The 18,272-nt window shown below is 64.9% G+C and carries 15 protein-coding genes; 7 read left to right on the top strand and 8 right to left on the bottom strand.

Annotated elements, in window-relative coordinates:
- The first annotated feature begins 64 nt into the window (after positions 1–64).
- Together AB6724_RS09635 and AB6724_RS09630 are read left to right on the top strand one after the other, a co-directional pair.
- A complete protein-coding gene (locus AB6724_RS09635; protein ID WP_369338301.1) occupies positions 65–1,579 on the top strand; it encodes a sulfatase-like hydrolase/transferase in 1,515 nt (504 codons plus the stop codon).
- Between the two features lie 198 nt (positions 1,580–1,777).
- Positions 1,778–4,087 (top strand): NADP-dependent malic enzyme, encoded by a 2,310-nt coding sequence (locus AB6724_RS09630; RefSeq protein ID WP_369338300.1) that lies wholly within the window; start codon positions 1,778–1,780, stop codon positions 4,085–4,087.
- Positions 4,088–4,156: 69 nt separating this feature from the next.
- Here AB6724_RS09630 and AB6724_RS09625 read toward each other — a convergent pair whose 3' ends face one another.
- The 3 genes from AB6724_RS09625 to AB6724_RS09615 form a co-directional block, all read right to left on the bottom strand.
- On the bottom strand, positions 4,157–4,300 hold the full coding sequence (locus AB6724_RS09625; RefSeq protein WP_369338299.1) for a lipoprotein: 144 nt from the start codon (positions 4,298–4,300) through the stop codon (positions 4,157–4,159).
- 139 nt (positions 4,301–4,439) lie between these two features.
- Complete coding sequence (locus AB6724_RS09620) at positions 4,440–5,222, bottom strand: tyrosine-protein phosphatase (RefSeq protein WP_369338298.1); 783 nt, start codon at positions 5,220–5,222, stop codon at positions 4,440–4,442.
- 126 nt (positions 5,223–5,348) lie between these two features.
- Complete coding sequence (locus tag AB6724_RS09615) at positions 5,349–8,285, bottom strand: DNA topoisomerase III (protein WP_369338297.1); 2,937 nt, start codon at positions 8,283–8,285, stop codon at positions 5,349–5,351.
- Between the two features lie 117 nt (positions 8,286–8,402).
- Between AB6724_RS09615 and AB6724_RS09610 the strand changes: the two genes are divergently transcribed.
- The 3 genes from AB6724_RS09610 (at position 8,403) to AB6724_RS09600 (ending at position 10,828) form a co-directional block, all read left to right on the top strand.
- The gene (locus tag AB6724_RS09610) at positions 8,403–8,909 is read left to right on the top strand and encodes an SET domain-containing protein (RefSeq protein WP_369338296.1); all 507 of its coding nucleotides are present in this window, start codon (positions 8,403–8,405) and stop codon (positions 8,907–8,909) included.
- A 153-nt stretch (positions 8,910–9,062) separates the two neighbouring features.
- Positions 9,063–9,896, top strand: a complete 834-nt coding sequence (locus AB6724_RS09605) for a biotin--[acetyl-CoA-carboxylase] ligase (RefSeq protein WP_369338295.1) — start codon at positions 9,063–9,065, stop codon at positions 9,894–9,896.
- Between the two features lie 167 nt (positions 9,897–10,063).
- A complete protein-coding gene (locus AB6724_RS09600) occupies positions 10,064–10,828 on the top strand; it encodes an SPOR domain-containing protein (protein ID WP_369338294.1) in 765 nt (254 codons plus the stop codon).
- Between the two features lie 102 nt (positions 10,829–10,930).
- Here AB6724_RS09600 and AB6724_RS09595 read toward each other — a convergent pair whose 3' ends face one another.
- The 4 genes from AB6724_RS09595 to AB6724_RS09580 form a co-directional block, all read right to left on the bottom strand.
- Positions 10,931–11,908 carry a tripartite tricarboxylate transporter substrate binding protein BugE gene (locus AB6724_RS09595; RefSeq protein WP_369338293.1) on the bottom strand — a complete coding sequence of 326 codons (978 nt, stop codon included), beginning with the start codon at positions 11,906–11,908 and terminating at the stop codon, positions 10,931–10,933.
- A gap of 162 nt (positions 11,909–12,070) precedes the next feature.
- Positions 12,071–13,513, bottom strand: coding sequence for a sensor histidine kinase (locus AB6724_RS09590; protein ID WP_369338292.1), 1,443 nt, complete (start codon positions 13,511–13,513; stop codon positions 12,071–12,073).
- Between the two features lie 91 nt (positions 13,514–13,604).
- Positions 13,605–14,279, bottom strand: coding sequence for a response regulator (locus AB6724_RS09585; RefSeq protein WP_369338291.1), 675 nt, complete (start codon positions 14,277–14,279; stop codon positions 13,605–13,607).
- Positions 14,280–14,388: 109 nt separating this feature from the next.
- Positions 14,389–14,856, bottom strand: a complete 468-nt coding sequence (locus AB6724_RS09580; RefSeq protein ID WP_369338327.1) for a winged helix-turn-helix transcriptional regulator — start codon at positions 14,854–14,856, stop codon at positions 14,389–14,391.
- A 130-nt stretch (positions 14,857–14,986) separates the two neighbouring features.
- On the opposite strand from AB6724_RS09580, the gene AB6724_RS09575 reads away from it, so the two are divergent.
- Entirely contained in the window at positions 14,987–16,288 is a 1,302-nt protein-coding gene (locus AB6724_RS09575; RefSeq protein WP_369338290.1) for a D-amino acid dehydrogenase, read from the top strand.
- Positions 16,289–16,445: 157 nt separating this feature from the next.
- Here the strand turns inward: AB6724_RS09575 and AB6724_RS09570 are convergent, their stop codons facing one another.
- A complete protein-coding gene (locus tag AB6724_RS09570) occupies positions 16,446–16,931 on the bottom strand; it encodes a MarR family winged helix-turn-helix transcriptional regulator (RefSeq protein WP_369338289.1) in 486 nt (161 codons plus the stop codon).
- A 137-nt stretch (positions 16,932–17,068) separates the two neighbouring features.
- On the opposite strand from AB6724_RS09570, the gene recA reads away from it, so the two are divergent.
- Complete coding sequence (gene recA / locus AB6724_RS09565) at positions 17,069–18,187, top strand: recombinase RecA (RefSeq protein ID WP_369338288.1); 1,119 nt, start codon at positions 17,069–17,071, stop codon at positions 18,185–18,187.
- Positions 18,188–18,272 lie beyond the last annotated feature (85 nt).

Below are 18,272 nucleotides of genomic sequence, written 5' to 3'. Positions count from 1 at the left end.
TTGGCGGCGACCTGTAACAGAAAGAGGAGATTTGTAAAATTGTCATAAAAATGACATCGAAAAAATGAAAAAGTCTTTCGTCTTGAGAATCGGCTATCTGCTGGCCTGGGTCTTGCTTTTCACCCCCCCGTTCCTGATTCAGACCACTGCCCGACAGGCCGGCTATATCCTGCTCTCGGCACTGTTTTTCTTCCCGCTGGCGCTATATCGGAAATCCCTGGCGATCAGCGCCGGCGTGCTGATCTTCCTGGGCAGCCTCAATATCTTCCATGCCCAGTTTCTGGGCAGTCTGATCGATGAATTTGCCATCGCGACGGTCATGCGCACCGAGTCGCATGAGGTCATGGAGTTTCTCGATCTGATCGATTTCACGATGATTCTGTCGCTGCTGGCCTGGGTGGTCGTCAGCAGCGCCTGCGGCCTGTTCCTCTGGCGTCACCGTGATTCCCAGCTAATGGCTTTTCCGAGGCAGAACCGGTTCATGAAGGCCGGCGTCGGGCTGCTGTGGGTCGGCTTTTTCCTGTTCGGCATGGCCACGCAGTCCCGCGCCAAGGATTACCTCTACCGGCTGCGGAACTTCTATCCCGTTCCCATGGTGCAGGCAGGCGTCCGCTATGGCGAGATAACCCATTCGATTTTCTACACGCCACAGCTGCCCGCCGCGGCCCCGGAAAAATCGCCGGTCAGGACTCTGGTCGTGGTGATTGGCGAGAGCGCCAGCGGCCAGCGCTGGTCCATGCTGGGTTATGACGGCGAGGACACCAATCAGGCGCTGAGGAATATCGAGCACCTGCAGGTTCAGAAGGTTCTGGCCAATGGCACGAATACCGCCCAGGCCCTGCCCTATATATTGACCGGGCAGTCCGCGGCCGACAGCCTGCGCAATGCCGCGCCGTCATTTCTGGATCTGGCCAGACATGCGGGCTACAAAACCTTTGTTTTTTCCAACTCCAGATTCTTCGACAAGGCCGAAGACCTGTACGCGCAGATCTTGCGCCGTTCCGCCGATGTCTACCGCAAGGCCGGCAATGGTGCGCATGACGAGGTGATGACGCCTTTGCTGGAGCAGGCGCTGGCCGACACCGCACCTTACAAGCTGATTGTTCTGCACACCTATGGCAGCCACCCGGATATTGCCAAGCGCTATCCGGCGTCCCGCTATCCGGGCGCGGATGCCTATAACAATTCCATACGCTACAGCTCCGACCTGCTGGCCCGCTGGATAGGCCTGATCGATGCGGCTTCGGATGCGCCCAGCGCCATGCTCTATGTCTCGGACCATGGGCTCAGCGTGCCGCCCTGCGTGGACAGCCCGCGCCACGGTCGGGACCGTGCCGTGTTCGAGGTGCCTATGGCGTACTGGGCGAACGCTGCGCTGAGCAAGATCCAGGGCCAGGACTGGCTGGAGCACGCCGACGGCCGGCTCGAGCACAGCACTACCCTGGCTCCCGCGCTGCTGGCCCGCGCCCAGGGTTATGAGGTGCAGGCCGCCATGCCGCAGCTGCAGGATAGCCGCCAGCTCCAGATCGAAGGCCGGCCCTATGCGCAGCTGTTCCGGCAGGACAGCTGCAAGCCTTGAGTCCGCCCTGGCCCGACCAGGGAAATATGTCACAGCTGTTTGACCTGCCGTGCTGTGCTACTACCCCTCTTTTTTTGATAGCGCTCGGCCTACAATCCAAAATCCGATTTCATCGTCCGCAAGAGCACAGGGGCCGGGTAGTGCGCCCATAGAGAGTCCTTACTGCGGATGACTTACTTTGCGAGCTGGAGACCGCTGATGTCCGACACCAAGCCCATTACCTCGATCGATAAACGTGCGCTGCTGCGTCAGGCGGCACTGGAGTATCACGAGTTCCCCAAGCCCGGCAAGGTGGCCATCACGGCAACCAAGCCCATGGCCAATCAACATGATCTGGCCCTGGCTTACTCGCCCGGCGTGGCTGCGCCCTGCGAAGAGATCGTCAAGGACCCGGCTGCCGCCTTCAAATACACCAGTCGCGGCAACCTGGTGGGCGTGATCTCCAACGGCACGGCAGTGCTGGGCCTGGGCGACATCGGCGCGCTGGCCTCCAAGCCCGTGATGGAGGGCAAGGGCGTGCTGTTCAAGAAGTTCGCCGGCGTCGATGTGTTCGACATCGAGATCGACGAGAAGGACCCGCAGAAGCTGGTGGACGTGATTGCCGCGCTGGAGCCCACCTTCGGCGCCATCAACCTCGAGGACATCAAGGCGCCCGAGTGCTTCTTCGTGGAGCGTGAGCTGCGCAAGCGCATGAACATCCCCGTCTTCCACGACGACCAGCATGGCACGGCCATCACCGTGGCCGCCGCCATGGTCAACGCCCTGAAGGTGGCGGGCAAGAAGATCGAAGAGATCAAGCTGGTGGCCTCGGGCGCCGGTGCTGCGGCTCTGGCCTGCCTGAACCTGCTGCTGGAAGTGGGTCTGAAGCGTGAGAACGTGTTCGTGACCGACATCGCCGGCGTGGTCTACGAGGGCCGTACCGAGCTGATGGATCCCGACAAGGCACTGTTCGCGCAGAAGACCGAGCTGCGCACGCTGGGCGAGGTGATCGAAGGCGCCGACGCCTTCCTGGGCCTGTCCGCCGGCAATGTGCTCAAGCAGGACATGGTCAGGAAGATGGCGGCCAAGCCCATCATCTTCGCGCTGGCCAACCCGAATCCCGAAATCACGCCCGAAGACGTGAAGGCGGTGCGCGACGATGCCATCATCGCCACGGGCCGCACGGACTACCCCAACCAGGTCAACAACGTCCTGTGCTTCCCCTATATCTTCCGCGGGGCGCTGGACTGCGGAGCGACCACCATCACCACCTCGATGGAGATCGCCTGCGTCCACGCGATTGCCGAGCTGGCCCAGGCCGAGCAGTCCGAAGAAGTGGCCGCCGCCTATGTGGGCGAGGTGCTGAGCTTCGGCCCCGAGTACCTGATTCCCAAGCCCTTCGATCCGCGCCTGATGCTGATCGTGGCGCCCGCCGTGGCCCAGGCTGCGGCCGATGCCGGTGTGGCCAAGCGCCCCATCCAGGACATGGACGCCTACCGCGAGCATCTGAAGACCTTTGTCTACGCTTCCGGCACCATGATGAAGCCCATCGTGATGGCCGCCAAGAAGTCCGCCAAGAAGCGCGTGGCCTATGCCGAGGGCGAGGAAGAGCGCATCCTGCGCGCGGCCCAGATCGTGGTCGACGAGCGCATCGCCCGCCCCACGCTGATCGGCCGCCCCGCCATCATCGCCCAGCGCATCGAGAAGTTCGGCTTGCGCCTGAAGGAAGGTGCCGACTACGATGTGGTCAACGTCGAGCATGACGAGCGCTACCGCGACTTCTGGAAGACCTACCACCGCATGACGGAGCGCAAGGGCATCACCGAGCCCATTGCCAAGATCGAAATGCGTCGCCGCCTGACGCTGATCGGCTCCATGCTGCTGCACAAGGGCGAGGTCGACGGCCTGATCTGCGGTACCTGGAACAACACCAATGTGCACCTGAACTACATCGATCAGGTGATTGGCAAGCGCGCCGGCGTGGCCACCTATGCCTGCATGAACGGTCTGCTGCTGCCCGAGCGTCAGGTCTTCCTGGTTGACACCCATGTCAACTACGACCCCTCTGCCGAGCAGCTGGCCGAGATCACCATCATGGCCGCCGAGGAAATGATGCGTTTCGGCATCAAGCCCAAGGCCGCGCTGCTCTCGCACAGCAACTTCGGCTCCAGCAACCAGCCCAGCGCCGTCAAGATGCGCCAGACCCTGGACCTGCTGCGCCAGCAGGCCCCCTGGCTGGAAGTGGATGGCGAAATGCACGGCGACGTGGCCCTGGACGGCAAGAGCCGCGCCAAGCTCATGCCCAACAGCACGCTGCTGGGCGATGCCAACCTGCTGGTGCTGCCCAATATCGACTCCGCCAACATCAGCTACAACCTGCTCAAGCAGGCGGCCGGCGGCGGCATTGCGATCGGCCCGGTGCTGCTGGGTGCGGCCAAGCCCGTGCATGTGCTGACACCCAGCACCACGGTGCGCCGCATCGTGAACATGACCGCGCTCACCGTGGCCGATGCCAATGTGAGCCGCTGAGCGCCCGACCATTAAAAAGCCCGCAGTGCCTTGGCACTGCGGGCTTTTTTGCGTCCGGACGACGCTGTTCTACCAGGTGCGGCTGACGCCCGTATCCACGGTGCCGAAGACCTCGACGCCGTTGGCGCTGCCGGAACTCGACGAGGACGGCATGGTGCCCGAGCAGGCCGTCAGCGCCAGCATGGCGGCGGCCGCGATAAGCCATTTGCGCATAGTGCATCTCCCTGCCCGCGACCTGCGGCGGGCCATGGCCCATGGTAGCGGCCGCGGGATTTCCCAGTCTCGGCAGCGGTTATGCCGAAAAACACGCTCCAGGCAAGCTGCAGAGAGCGTCTGCAGCTATCAATTTCTCTTAGGCTTCCAGATACAGCTCGGCCAGGCGCGCGCGCGCCGCGCCGTCCACGCCCAGAACCCGGGTGAGGTAGCTGTCCACGCTGCCATGCTGGGCGCGCACGGCATCGACCGAGGCCATCAGATACGAGGGCTGGACCCGCCACAGCGCATCGAGCACCTCTTCAGACATATCGCCATACAGCTGCGTGGGACGCTTGAACAACTGGTTGGTCAACAGATAGTCGTCCATGATCTGCTCCTCGTCCACGCCCAGCGCCGTCAGCAGCAGGGCCGCGGCCCAGCCCGTGCGGTCCTTGCCCGCCGTGCAGTGGAAGACCAGCGGCGCATCGCTGACCTGCAGCAGCTCGAAGAACTGCGCAAAGCGCTGGCCGTAGACATGCACAAAGCTGCGGTAGGTGTCGTGCATCAGCTCCTCGGTATCGCGGGCCGTGAGCGCCCGGCCCTGGCCCAGCATGGACTGGGCGCGCTGCACCACCGTGGGCTCGACCACCAGCGCATGGCGCTCGATATGGGGCCAGGCATAGGACAGATGCTGGCTTTCGCCCAGGCCGCGAAAGTCCGCGCTGCGCGTGACGCCCAGGGAGCGCAGCCGGGCCAGATCTTCTGCCGTCAGATGGGCCAGGTGGGCGGAGCGGTACAGCTTGCGCCATTGCAGGCTGCGGCCGTCCAGGCCTTTGTAGCCGCCCAGATCGCGGAAATTCGAGGCTCCCGAGAGCGCGATGGGGCGGCTGTGGTTCGTGGCCGGCACGGCGGCCGCAGGCAGGTCGTTCTGAGTGTGCATAACATGCTTATAGCGGATTGCCGCGGCCCGGCCATGTCATGGGTGTTACCCGGAGCGACGCAGCCATGAAAAAGCCTCCGGCTTGGGTCGCAAGCGGAGGCTTGGCGGTTCATGACGTCGCCGGACTCAGCTCACATGCTTGCCGACGATACCGGCCAGCTCGAACATGCTGATCTGGTCCTTGCCGAACACCGGCTTGAGCTTGGCATCGGCATTGATGGCGCGCTTGTCCTTGGCATCCTGCAGGCCGTTGGCCTTGATGTAGTCCCAGAGCTTCTTGATCACATCGGGGCGCGAGGTGGGCTCGTTGCCGATCACCGTGGCCAGTTCGGCGCTGGGCTTGAGCGTGGCGCTCACGGTGCGCGGCTTTTTGACGGCAGCGGTCTTGGTCGCTGCAGTTTTGGCCGCTGTTTTTGTCGTGGTCTTTTTGGCTGCTGCGCTGCTCTTCTTTGCGGCGGCTGTGGTTTTGGTAGCGGCCGCGCCAGCCGTTTTGCGCGCCGGGTACTTGCTCTCGCGCTGCTCGAACTCGAAGTTGACCTTGCCTGCGGCGGCATCCCAGACCAGGAAGGCCTTGAAGTTGCGGCGCGTGCGGTTGGAGACGAACTTCTCGAGCAGGTCGGTCTTGCCGGTCTGCAGCAGCTTGTTCATCTGCTCGCGCTCAATGGGCTGCTGCAGGATGATCTGGCCGCTCTTGAAGTCGCAGCTGGGCGTGGTCTGTTCCAGCGTGGGCACGGCCTTGGAGCAGACGTAGTTGGCGCCATGCTCGAACACCGGTGCACCGCACTTGGGGCAGGGGCCCAGGGACTGCTGCTGGCCGAAGTCCACGATCTCGCCCGTGTCCTCGGAGTCCTTGTCGTCGCCGAAGTCGAATTCGAGCTTGTAGTTGCCGGCTTCCTCATCGCGAGCGATGGTGACTTCTGCCGTAAAGGGCCAGCCGGCCTTGGAGCGGAAGCCCTCCAGCGGGCCGATGCGGCGCTCGCGCAGCAGCTGCTCGGCCTCGGCCGTCTCGAAGGTGCGGCCCGCGGGCGACTTGGTGAAGGAGAAACCGCAGCCCTCGCCCGCGCCGTTGGCGCCCGTGCAGGCATAGCGGCGGTAGTTTTCCTTGACCACGCCGCCGCAGTTGGGGCAGGGCGTGGAAAGCGTCGCATAGTCGCCGGGCACGGTGTCTCGGTCGTACTCCTTGGCCTTCTTGACCAGCTTCTCGGTCATGGCCTGGATCTGCTGCATAAAGGCTTCGCGCGAGAGCTGGCCTTTTTCCATCTGCGAGAGCTTGTATTCCCACTCACCGGTCAGGTCGGCGCGGCACAGCTCCTCGACCTCCAGGCCGCGCAGCAGCGTCATCAGCTGGAAGGCCTTGGCCGTGGGGATGAGCTCGCGGCCTTCGCGCAGCATGTATTTCTCGGTCAGCAGGCCTTCGATGATGGCCGCGCGCGTGGCTGGCGTGCCCAGGCCTTTTTCCTGCATGGCTTCGCGCAGCTCGTCGTCGTCGATCTGCTTGCCCGCGCTTTCCATGGCGCCCAGCAGCGTGGCTTCGGAGTAGCGCGCGGGCGGCTTGGTCTTCAGGCTCTTGACGTCGGCATGGTGGGTGCGCGGCTGCTCGCCGGGCTTGACGGCCACCAGCGGCTGGCCCTTGTCGCCTTCCTTGGCGTCTTCCACCTCGTTGGCGGCTTCCTTGCCGTAGATCGCCAGCCAGCCCGGCTTGACCAGCACCTTGCCCTCGGTCTTGAAGGAATGCTGCTCCACCTTGCTGATGCGTGTGGTGACCTGGTATTCGGCGCTGGGGAAGAACACGGCCATGAAGCGGCGCACCACCAGGTCGTACAGCTTTTGCTCGGCCTCGGACAGGCCCGAAGGCGCCTGCGTGGTCGGGATGATGGCGAAGTGATCCGAGACCTTGCTGTTGTCGAAGATGCGCTTGGTCGGGCGGATGTAGTTGTCGTTGATGGCCTGCTGGGCGAACGGCGCCAGATGGCGCATGCCGCTGCCGGCCAGCATGTCGAAGGTCTGGCGTGCCACGGGCAGATAGTCCTCGGGCAGGGCGCGCGAGTCGGTACGCGGATAGGTCAGCGCCTTGTGGCGCTCGTACAGGCTTTGCGCCAGCGCCAGCGTGGTCTTGGCCGAGAAGCCGAACTTGCCGTTGGCCTCGCGCTGCAGGCTGGTCAGGTCGAACAGCAGCGGCGAGGCCTGCGTGGTGGGCTTGCTTTCTTCGGTGACGGTGGCGGGCTTGCCCTGGACGGCGGCGGCAATCGCCTCGGCCTCGGCCTTGTGCCACAGGCGGTCGGCACGGGCCTCGGCGTCGTCCGACTTCTTCCACTGCGGGTTGAACCACTTGCCCAGGTACTGGCCGGCCTGGGCGTCGAAACTGCCATGCACCTCCCAGTAATCGCGGCTCACGAACTTGCGGATTTTTTCCTCGCGCTCCACGACCAGGGACAGCGTGGGCGTCTGCACGCGGCCCACGGTGGTCAGGAAGAAGCCGCCGTCGCGCGAGTTGAAGGCCGTCATGGCACGCGTGCCGTTGATGCCGACCAGCCAGTCGGCCTCGGAGCGGCTGCGCGCGGCGCTGGCCAGGCCCTGCATCTGCTGGTCGCTGCGCAGATTCTTGAAGCCGTCGCGGATCGCCTGCGGCGTCATGGACTGCAGCCACAGGCGCTTGATGGGCTTGGCTAACGTGCCCTTGGCGCCGCCCGCGTACTGCTCGATCAGGCGGAAGATCAGCTCCCCTTCGCGGCCCGCGTCACAGGCGTTGATGAGTTCGGTCACGTCCTTGCGCTTGGCCAGCTTGACCACGGCGCCCAGCCGGCTCTTGGTCTTGTCCACGGGCTTGAGGTCGAAATGCGGCGGGATCACGGGCAGGTGCGCGAAGCTCCATTTGCCGCGCTTGACGTCGTACTGCTCCGGAGCCTGGATTTCCACCAGGTGGCCGACCGCACTGGTCACCACATAGCTGTCGGATTCGAAATGGTCATCGTGTTTTTCGAACTTGCCTGCCACCGGGGTCAGTGCACGGACGATGTCCTGTGCGACAGAAGGCTTTTCTGCAATCACCAGGGTTTTAGTCATTGTGTGTTCTCGTCGTCATTAACCACCTGAGCCGCTACATGGGCTCAGACTCATACAATTCGCTTCTCGCGCGCACGCACGCGCACATGTGTGCACATTCAAAGTATCAGAGAAAACATGTCCCGCACATCCCTGGCCCCTTCAACGGGCCGCCGCATCCAGACCCGGCGCTCCGGCGTGCATGGCAAAGGTGTTTTCGCCGTGCAGGATATTGCGGAAGGCGAAACCATCATCGAGTACGTGGGCGAGGTCATCAACTGGCAGCAGGCCCAGGACCGGCATCCGCACGATCCCAGCCAGCCCAATCACACCTTCTACTTCCAGGTCGACGAGGAGCGCGTGATCGACGCCACGCACAGCGGCAACTCCTCGCGCTGGATCAATCACAGCTGCGACCCGAACTGCTACACCGATGAGCAGGACGGCCGTATCTTCATCGTGGCGCTGCGCAATATCGCGGCCGGCGAGGAACTCAGCTACGACTACGGCCTGATGGTGGAGGAGCGCTACACGCCCAAGCTCAAGGCCGAATATGCGTGCCACTGCGGCGCCAGTAACTGCCGCGGCACCATGCTGGCGCCGAAAAGGGGCTGGAAACCGCCGATGCCGGCCGGAACCCCCTGAGGCGCTGCGCGCCTTCCCCCTCTCTCTTCGGGAAGGGGGCGACAGCCTCGCTGCGCGGCGGCGGGGGCCGCCTAGGTCTTGCTCGCTGTCTCTGATTTCAGGGCGCGCCGGTTTTGGAGTGCGCTGACGGTTTTTAGATTTGGATAGATAAAAATGACCCAGCCGATTCACTGGAATGCCGAAGCCTTGTGGGAAGCCATTGCGCCGCAGCTGCCGGGCTTTACGGTCGAGGTCCTGCCGACCATAGACTCCAGCAACACCGAACTCATGCGCCGCGCGCGCGATGGGCTGACGGAGCCGGTGCTGCTGATTGCCGAGCAGCAGACGCAGGGCCGTGGCCGGTTGGGGCGCAACTGGGTCAGTGGTGTTGGCGATTCGCTGATGTTCTCGCTGGGCCTGCCGCTGGCGCCGCGCGACTGGTCGGGCCTGTCGCTGGCGGTTGGCGTGAGCGTGGCCGAGAGCCTGCAGCCCAAGCTGCCCGCCGTGGGCAGCGGCACTCCCAAGATCGGCATCAAATGGCCCAATGACCTCTGGCTGGAAGGCGACCGCAAGCTGGCCGGCATTCTGATCGAGACCGCCAGCTTTGTGGGCAGCCACCAGCACGATATGAGCGCGCCGCGCTATGTGGTGATCGGCGTCGGCATCAATGTTCGTCCCCGCCCCGGCGACGGCATGCGCACGGCCCCGGCCTGCCTGCAGGAGCTGGATGCGGCGCTGGACGCACCCACGGCCCTGGCCTGCATTCTGCCGGCGCTGGTCGCCGAGGTTCAGGCCTTTGCGCGACACGGCTTTGCGCCGTTGCTGCCGCGCTTTGCCCAGCGCGATCTGCTGGCGGGCCGCGAGGTCCATCTGAGCGACGGCAGCCGCGGTCTGGCCCTGGGCGTGGCCGACGATGGCGGCTTTCTGGTGCGCACCGACAATGGCGTGCAGGCCGTGACCAGTTCCGAGATCAGCGTGCGCCCGGCCGACAGCCCGCTGCAGGCTTGAAATGCGGCACCTCCTGAGGCGCTTTGCGCCTTCCTGCGCGCTAGGGGAGGAGGACGCAGCCCTCGCTGCGGGGCGGCCCTTGCTCGGCTGCCCGCGATTGGAATGCGCCGGGTTCACAGGCTATGTAGGGGCTGTAACCTGGCGGATAACATTGATATGAGAACGCCATGCTGAGAATCGTCTTTCTGCTGCTGCTACTGGCCAATGCCGGCTATTACCTGTGGAGCCACGGCTATCTGGCCAATATGGGGCTGCAGCCATCGGTGCAGTCCGAACCTCAGCGTCTGCAAGAGCAGATCAAGCCCGATGCCTTGACGCTGCAAGCGCCCGAGCCTGCGACCGAGCAGGCCGAGGAGCCTGTGCAGGAAGAGCCCAAGCCCGAGGAAAAAACGGAGCCCAAACCCGAGGCAAAGCCTGAACCCAGGCTGGAAAAGGCCGACAAGCCCGAGACCGTGGCAGCCAAGGAGGTGAAAGAGCCAGAGAGTTGCTATCAGGCCTCCGGCATCGAGGAAAAGCAGGCCGAGACCATTCGCCGGGCCCTGGCGGCAGGCAAGCTCAAGAGCGAATGGGATCTGGTCGCCAACCACCAGGGCGGCCGCTGGATGGTCTATATGGGCAAGTTCCCCGACACCGAGTTTCTGGACCGCAAGCGCGGCGAGCTGCGCCTGATGAACATCGACTTTGACCGTGCGGGCGGCGGCTTCGAGCCCGGTCTGTCGCTGGGGCGTTTTTCCACCGAGGAGGCGGCCCAGCGCCAGCTGGCCACCTTCACGCGCCAGGGCGTGCGCACGGCCCGCGTGGTGCAGGAGCGCCCCGAGGTGACGACCTATGTGCTGCGCCTGCCCAAGGCCACGGCCAGCTTCCGGAACGAGGTGGCCGTGCTGGCCGGCAAGAATCTGCTGCCCAAGGCGCTGCAGGCCTGCCCCAAATAAGCGCGAGCTCCTGATTGAGGAGCGTTTAACGCACAAAAGGCCTGCAGATGCAGGCCTTTTGTGTTTGCAAGCATGACGCGACGGGCGCTACATGCTCCTGTTTTAATCCAGATGGATGTCGGCGGAGGCCGCGACCTTCTTCATCTTGGCCACTTCGCTGGCGATCTGCTTGGTGAATTCGGCGCTCGAGGTGCCCGAAGGATAGAGGCCCTGGGCGGCCATGCGCTGCTTGACGGCCGGGTCCTTGAGTGCGGCCACGATGGCCTTCTGCATGCGCTCCACCTGGGCCGCTGGCGTGCTCTTGGGAGCCACCAGGCCGAACCACGAGGGATCGTTGAGGTCGGGGTGGCCGGCCTGGGCATAGGTCGGCACATCGGGCAGCACGTCCAGGCGCTCGTGCCAGGACACGGCCAGGGCGCGCAGCTTGCCCGACTTGATATGGGGCAGGGACGAGGCCACCTGGTCGAAGTACACGGGCACCTGGCCGCCCAGCACGTCGTTGATGGCCGGGCCGGCGCCGCGGTAGGGGATGTGGTGCATGTCGGTGCCCGTGCTCTTGATGAACTGGGCGCCCCACATATGGCCGATGGTGCCGTTGCCGGGCGTGGCAAAAGACACCTTGCCGGGGTTGGCCTTCAGATAGGCCACGAATTCAGCGAAGTTCTTGGCCGGCACCAGCTTGGGGTTGATCACGATCACGCCCGGAGCCTTGACGATTTCCGTCACGCCCACGAAGTCGTTGAGCGCGTCATAGGGCAGCTTCTTGAACACCGCGGGGTTCACGCCATGGGTGGACAGGGTGGCGATGCCGAAGGTCACGCCGTCGTTGGCACGGGCCACTTCGGCCATGCCGATGGAGCCGCCGGCGCCGGCCTTGTTCTCGATCACCACGGCCTGGCCGCCCAGCAGCTTGGGCAGCACGTCCTGCATATTGCGCGGCACCATGTCGGTGGAGCCGCCGGCCGGGAAGGGCACGACGATGCGCAGTGGGCGCGCCGTGTCCTGGGCCTGGGCCAGGCCGGAGAAAGAAGAAGCCACTGCGGAGGCAGCGGCGGTGCAGATGAATTGACGACGTTGCATCAACAAAACTCCCGGATCCATTTCCAAATCTGCTGCACCAGCCGCACGCGAGCGCTGACTTTTGGGGCAGTCCATGTGAAATTGATTTTAGGGGCCTGAGGAATTTGCAAAATACGCAGTTTCCGATACCAGCGCTGCAATAAAGCGAACACCGGGTACGAATCAGCTTTGTCCGGGCAGCGGCGTGAAGCGCACGGTAAACAGCGCGCCCGGCGGGGTCTGGCCCTGGCGCGCATCCTCCAGCAGCACCTGGGCGCCGTGCTGGCGCGCGATTTCCATGACGATGGGCAGGCCCAGGCCCGAGCCGTCGGCCTCGGTGCCCAGGGTGCGGTAGAAGGGCTGGAAGACCAGCTCCCGCTCGGCCGGCGGCACGCCGGGGCCCGAGTCCTCCACCTGCAGCAGCAGCACCTGGCCGAAGCGGTCGGCCTGCACGCGCACCGTGACCATGCCGGGCAGCGCGCTGGACGAGGGCGTGTAGTTGATGGCGTTGTCCACCAGATTGCGCACCAGCTCGGCCAGCAGCGTGGCATTGCCGTTGAGCCAGACGCCGGGGGTGGCGGAGCTCGCGCCTTCATAGCCCAGGTCTATGTGCTTGTCCATGGCGCGCGGCAGGCAGTCCTGCACCACGTCGGTGACGATGCGCACCAGATTGCAGGCCTGCATGGTGGGCACGGCGCTTTCGGCCCGCGCCAGTGCCAGCAGCTGATTCACGGTATGGGTGGCGCGCATGCTGGAGCGCCCGATCTGCGCCAGCGAGCGCTTCAGCTCCTCGGTGTTCGTGCCCTCGCGCTGGGCCAGGTCGGCCTGCATGCGCAGGCCCGCCAGCGGCGTCTTGAGTTGGTGGGCCGCGTCGGCCAGAAAGCGCTTTTGCGTGGCGATGGAGTCGTCGAGCCGCTCCAGCAGGTCGTTGACGGAGTCGACCAGCGGCACCACCTCCAGCGGCACCTCCTTGTGGTTGATCGGCGAGAGGTCCTCGGGCTTGCGCGCGCGTATGCGCTCCTCCAGCCGGTGCAGCGGCTTGATGCCGCGCGCCAGCGCCAGCCATACCAGCAGCGCGGCCAGCGGCAGGATCACGAATTGCGGCAGCATCACGCCCTTGATGATCTCCGTGGCCAGCACGCTGCGCTTCTCGCGCGTCTCCGCGACCTGGACCAGGGCGCTGGGCTCGCCGGGCAGGGGCATGCGCACCCAGATATAGGCCACGCGCAGATCGATGCCCTTGTATTCCTCGTCGCGCAGCAGCACCGTGCCCGTGGGCGGAGCCTCGTCGCGCTCGGGAGGCCGGGGCAGGTCGCGTTCGCCGGCCAGGTATTCGCCCTTGACGCCGCTGACCTGGAAGAACACCGTGTCCGATTCGTCGGCGCGCAGGATCTCGCTGGCCGACTGCGGCAGATTGAACTGCACCTTGCCGCGCTGCACGATGACCAGCTGGGCCAGTGCCTGGGCGTTGTATTCGAGCGCGCGGTCGAAGGGCTTGTTGGCCAGTCCCTGGGCCACCAGCCAGGTCAGGGCCAGGCTCACGGGCCACAGCAGCAGCAGCGGCGTGAGCATCCAGTCCAGGATCTCGCCGAAGAGGGAACGCTGCTCGCGCTGGAATATTTTCACGACGGCCGTCCGCTATGGATTGGAGGTTGCCGGCCTCAGCGCCCTGGTGTTCGGGCGCCCGAGGCCATGGATAGAGGAGTGACGGCGGCTCTCAGCTCGGGATTTTTTCCAGGCAGTAGCCCAGGCCGCGCACCGTGGCGATGCGTATCGGGCCTTTCTCGATCTTCTTGCGCAGGCGGTGGATATAGACCTCGATGGCGTTGTTGCTCACCTCGTCGCCCCATTCGCAGAGCCGGTCCACCAGCTGGTCCTTGCTGACCAGGCGGCCTGCGCGCTGCAGCAAGACCTCCAGCAGGCCCAGCTCGCGCGCGGAGAGTTCCACCATCTTGCCGTCTATGGTCGCCACGCGCCCGGCCTGGTCGTAGACCAGCGGGCCGTGCTTGATGGTGGAGCTGGCGCCGCCCATGCCGCGGCGCGTGAGGGCGCGCACGCGCGCCTCCAGCTCGGACAGGGCAAACGGCTTGGCCATATAGTCGTCGGCGCCCAGGTCCAGGCCCTGCACGCGTTCCTCGATGGAATCGGCGGCCGTGAGGATCAGCACCGGCAGCGCGTCGCCGCGCCCGCGCAGGCGCTTGAGCACTTCCAGGCCGTGCATGCGGGGCAGGCCCAGGTCCAGGATCAGCAGGTCAAACTCGCTGCTGGTCATCAGCGCCGCGTCGGCCTCGCTGCCGTTGGCCACATGGCTGACCACGGCGCCCGAGCTGCGCAGCGTGCGCAGCAGACCGTCGGCCAGCACCTGATCATCTTCGGCAATCAGTATGCGCATGTTGTCTCCTAGAAGCTTTCTTTATGCGTGGATTCTAGGATGCGGAAACCGTACTCAGAGTAAGGGGGCAAACTGCTCCGGCCAGTTATTCCTGGAAGGTCCAGCCGCCTCAGCGATCCAGCGGCAGGATCTGGGTGTCCTTGACCTCTTCCATCACCACATAGCTGTGCGACTCGGCCGGCACGGGCAGCTTTTTGAGTATGTCGCCCAGCAGGCGCCGGTACTCGCGCATGCCGCCCAGCCGGGCCTTGACCAGATAGTCGAAGCTGCCGGACACCAGATGGCACTCGAGCACGTCGGGCACATGCAGCAGCTCCTTGCGCACCTTGTCGAAGACCTCTTCGGACTTTGACGACAGCTTGAGCTCCACGAATACCAGCAGCGTCTTGCCCAGGGCCTCGGGCGAGAGATGCGCGTGGTAGCCCGTGATCACGCCAGCGCGTTCCATGCGCTTGATGCGCTCCGAACAAGGGGAGGCGGACAGGCCGACGCGCTCGGCCAGCTCGGTGATCGCGATGCGGCCCTCGCGCTGCAGTATGTCGAGGATTCGGCGGTCCGTGCGGTCAAGCGCGTGAATTTCGCTGGTAGAGGCCATGGCAATGCATTCGATTCAGTGGATACAGCTGCACACAGCCAATTTTTCAGTGTAATTTTCTGGTACGCAAGCCATAACCTTTGTCAATCCACTTTGCGGAGCGAGGGTTTCCATGAAAGTCATTGTTCTTGGTAGCGGTGTGATCGGTGTGAGCAGCGCCTACTACCTGGCGCGCCAGGGCGCGGAGGTCATCGTGCTCGACCGCCAGGACGGTCCGGCACAGGAAACCAGCTTTGCCAATGCGGGCCAGGTCTCGCCCGGCTACTCCACGCCCTGGGCCGCGCCCGGCATTCCGCTCAAGGCGCTTAAGTGGATGGTCCAGCAAAAGCATGCGCCGCTGGCCGTGCGGCTCGACGGCAGCCTGTTCCAGCTGAGCTGGATGGCGCAGATGCTGCGCAACTGCACGCCGCAGCGCTATGCCGTCAACAAGGAGCGCATGATGCGCGTGGCCGAGTACAGCCGCAGCTGCCTGCAGCAGCTGCGCGCCGAAACCGGCATCGCCTACGAGCAGCGCACCGGCGGCACGCTGCAGCTGTTCCGCACCCAGGCCCAGCTCGATGCCGTGGAGCGCGACATCGCCGTGCTGCAGGAGTGCGGCGTGCCCTATGAGCTGCTGACCCGCGACGAGCTGGCCCGCGTCGAGCCCTCTCTGGCCCAGGCGCGCGACCGGCTCAGCGGCGGCCTGCGCCTGCCCAATGACGAAACCGGCGACTGCCATCAGTTCACGCGGCAGCTGGCCGACATCGCCCGCGGCCTGGGCGTGGATTTCCGCTTCAACCAGCAGGTCGAGGGCCTGGTCATCGAGGGCGACCGCGTCACCGGCGTGCGCGTGGGCGGCCAGCTGCTGCAGGCCGACCGCTATGTGATGGCCTTCGGCAGCTATTCGCGCGAGGCGCTGGCGCCGCTGGGCCTGGACCTGCCCGTGTATCCGGTCAAGGGCTATTCGCTGACCGTGCCGCTGCTGGACCCGGCGCTGGCGCCGCAGTCCACGGTGCTGGACGAAACCTACAAGATCGCGGTCACGCGTTTCGACCAGCGCATCCGCGTCGGCGGCATGGCCGAGCTGGGCGGCTTCGACCTGCGCCTGGACCCGCGCCGGCGCGCCACGCTGGAGATGGTGGTGAGCGATCTGTTCCCCGGCGGCGATCTGCCGCGCGCCAGCTTCTGGACCGGTCTGCGCCCCATGACGCCGGACGGCACGCCCATCATCGGCGCCACGCGCTACGCCAATCTGTTCCTCAACACCGGCCACGGCACCCTGGGCTGGACCATGGCCTGCGGCTCGGGCCGGCTGATCGCCGATCTGGTCGGCGGACGCCGCCCGGAAATCAGTACCGAAGGCCTGGCTCTGGAGCGCTATGCCCGGCCCTCGGTGCGCCTGGCTCCCCAGACCCCGGCACCCACGACGGCCTGAGCCATGGCCTGCGGCCCATGGTGACGCCGGCCGGCACCATTGCCTGCGAGCTGCTGTGCAATGTCATACGCGTGCCGCTGCATACAGCGCGGCCGACATCGAAACATCGCTGCCGACGCTTGCACCGCCAGCATTTGACGCGGCTCTGGCTCAGGGCTTAGCTCGCATAGGCCTCCAGACCCAGCGCCACCACGGTGGCCACATCCTCGCCCACGGCTTCGCGGAACTCGGCCTCGGCCTGGCTCACGGCATCGTGAAAGGCCTGCAGCCAGGCCAGGCCGGCCTCGGTGAAGCGCACGCGCTTGGCTCTGGCGTCATGGGCATCGGCCTCGCGCGTGACCAGGCCCCAGGCCTCGCACTGGGTCACCAGATCGGCCATGGCCTGCTTGCTCATGCCGGCCTTCTCGGCCAGATCGGTGAGCCGGTCTCCGGCCAGCGACAGATGCCGCGTGATGTGGATATGTGCGGCCCCCACCTTGTCGCGGGCGGCGAGATTGGACAGGGCCAGCGGCACCTCCACGGCGCGCGCCATGAGCTGCAGCACGCGCGCATCGAAGCGGCGCATGGCATGGCCTAGCAGGCGGCCCAGATGGGTCTGGCGCCAGGCGTCGGCGGCCGGGGTGACCGGGGAAATATCGCTCATGCCAAATAGTAAGGCAAACTGACTAAATAATTCAATGCGTGAGCGACACAAGCCCATAAACTACTGTTCAAGCATCCAGCCTGAATGCAAAAACAGGTCTGGCCACAGACCGTCACCAACCTTTCCGGGAGCCTGATATGAACGCCAATGCCAAGACCACCGCCGACAACAGCGAAAAAGCCAAAGCCCTGGCCGCAGCGCTGGCCCAGATCGAAAAGCAGTTCGGCAAGGGCACCATCATGAAGCTCGGCGAGGGCGAGGCCATGGATGACATCCAGGTGGTGTCCACGGGTTCGCTGGGCCTGGATATTGCGCTGGGCGTGGGTGGCTTGCCGCGGGGCCGCGTGGTCGAGATCTACGGCCCCGAATCCTCGGGCAAGACCACGCTGACCCTGCAGGTGCTGGCGGAAATGCAGAAACAGGGCGGCACCTGCGCCTTCATCGATGCCGAGCATGCGCTGGACACCAGCTATGCCCAGAAGCTGGGCGTGAACCTCAACGAGGTGCTGATCAGCCAGCCCGACACCGGCGAGCAGGCGCTCGAAATCGTGGACAGCCTGGTGCGCTCGGGCGCCGTGGACCTGATCGTGGTGGACTCGGTGGCCGCTCTGGTGCCCAAGGCCGAAATCGAAGGCGAGATGGGCGATGCCCTGCCCGGTCTGCAGGCCCGATTGATGAGCCAGGCGCTGCGCAAGCTCACGGCCACCATCAAGAAGACCAACTGCATGGTCATCTTCATCAACCAGATCCGCATGAAGATCGGCGTGATGTTCGGCTCGCCCGAAACCACTACCGGCGGCAATGCGCTGAAGTTCTATGCCTCCGTGCGCCTGGACATCCGCCGCACCGGCACCATCAAGAAGGGTGACGAGGCCATCGGCAACGAGACCAAGGTCAAGGTCGTGAAGAACAAGGTCTCGCCTCCGTTCAAGACCGCCGAGTTCGACATCCTGTTCGGCGAAGGCATCAGCCGCGAAGGGGAGATCCTGGACATGGGCGTGAACGCCAAGATTCTGGAAAAGAGCGGCGCCTGGTATGCCTACAACGGCGAAAAGATCGGCCAGGGCCGCGACAACTCGCGTGAATTCCTGCGTGAGAACCCCGCGCTGGCCGTCGAGATCGAAAACAAGGTCCGTGAGAGCCTGGGCATTGCCCTGCTGCCCGTAGCAGCCGGCGAAGAAGCCGCCAAGCCTGCCAAAGGCAAGAAGGCTGACAAGAGTGCCAATGTCGATGAAGACGGTGTGATTCAGGCTTGAAGCTCTTCAGTGCTCCCTTGAAAGAACGGGGGAGCACGGCAGATACACGGCGCCAGAAATGGCGCCAGCCCCGCAGCAAAGACCG

The organism is Comamonas guangdongensis (assembly GCF_041079535.1).
In the GTDB taxonomy this organism is placed as follows: Bacteria; Pseudomonadota; Gammaproteobacteria; order Burkholderiales; family Burkholderiaceae_C; genus Comamonas; species Comamonas guangdongensis.
Note: the sequence above shows the minus strand (reverse complement) of the source record. Positions and strands in the feature narration are given on the sequence as shown.

Bases quoted from the DNA above. Each gene is read 5' to 3' on its own strand.
- AB6724_RS09610 (WP_369338296.1), top strand. From the start codon at position 8,403: ATGTCCCGCACATCCCTGGCCCCTTCAACGGGCCGCCGCATCCAGACC.
- AB6724_RS09585 (WP_369338291.1), bottom strand. From the start codon at position 14,279: ATGCGCATACTGATTGCCGAAGATGATCAGGTGCTGGCCGACGGTCTG.
- AB6724_RS09605 (WP_369338295.1), top strand. From the start codon at position 9,063: ATGACCCAGCCGATTCACTGGAATGCCGAAGCCTTGTGGGAAGCCATT.
- AB6724_RS09575 (WP_369338290.1), top strand. From the start codon at position 14,987: ATGAAAGTCATTGTTCTTGGTAGCGGTGTGATCGGTGTGAGCAGCGCC.
- AB6724_RS09625 (WP_369338299.1), bottom strand. From the start codon at position 4,300: ATGCGCAAATGGCTTATCGCGGCCGCCGCCATGCTGGCGCTGACGGCC.
- recA (WP_369338288.1), top strand. From the start codon at position 17,069: ATGAACGCCAATGCCAAGACCACCGCCGACAACAGCGAAAAAGCCAAA.
- AB6724_RS09635 (WP_369338301.1), top strand. From the start codon at position 65: ATGAAAAAGTCTTTCGTCTTGAGAATCGGCTATCTGCTGGCCTGGGTC.
- AB6724_RS09620 (WP_369338298.1), bottom strand. From the start codon at position 5,222: ATGCACACTCAGAACGACCTGCCTGCGGCCGCCGTGCCGGCCACGAAC.
- AB6724_RS09570 (WP_369338289.1), bottom strand. From the start codon at position 16,931: ATGAGCGATATTTCCCCGGTCACCCCGGCCGCCGACGCCTGGCGCCAG.
- AB6724_RS09600 (WP_369338294.1), top strand. From the start codon at position 10,064: ATGCTGAGAATCGTCTTTCTGCTGCTGCTACTGGCCAATGCCGGCTAT.
- AB6724_RS09630 (WP_369338300.1), top strand. From the start codon at position 1,778: ATGTCCGACACCAAGCCCATTACCTCGATCGATAAACGTGCGCTGCTG.
- AB6724_RS09595 (WP_369338293.1), bottom strand. From the start codon at position 11,908: ATGCAACGTCGTCAATTCATCTGCACCGCCGCTGCCTCCGCAGTGGCT.
- AB6724_RS09615 (WP_369338297.1), bottom strand. From the start codon at position 8,285: ATGACTAAAACCCTGGTGATTGCAGAAAAGCCTTCTGTCGCACAGGAC.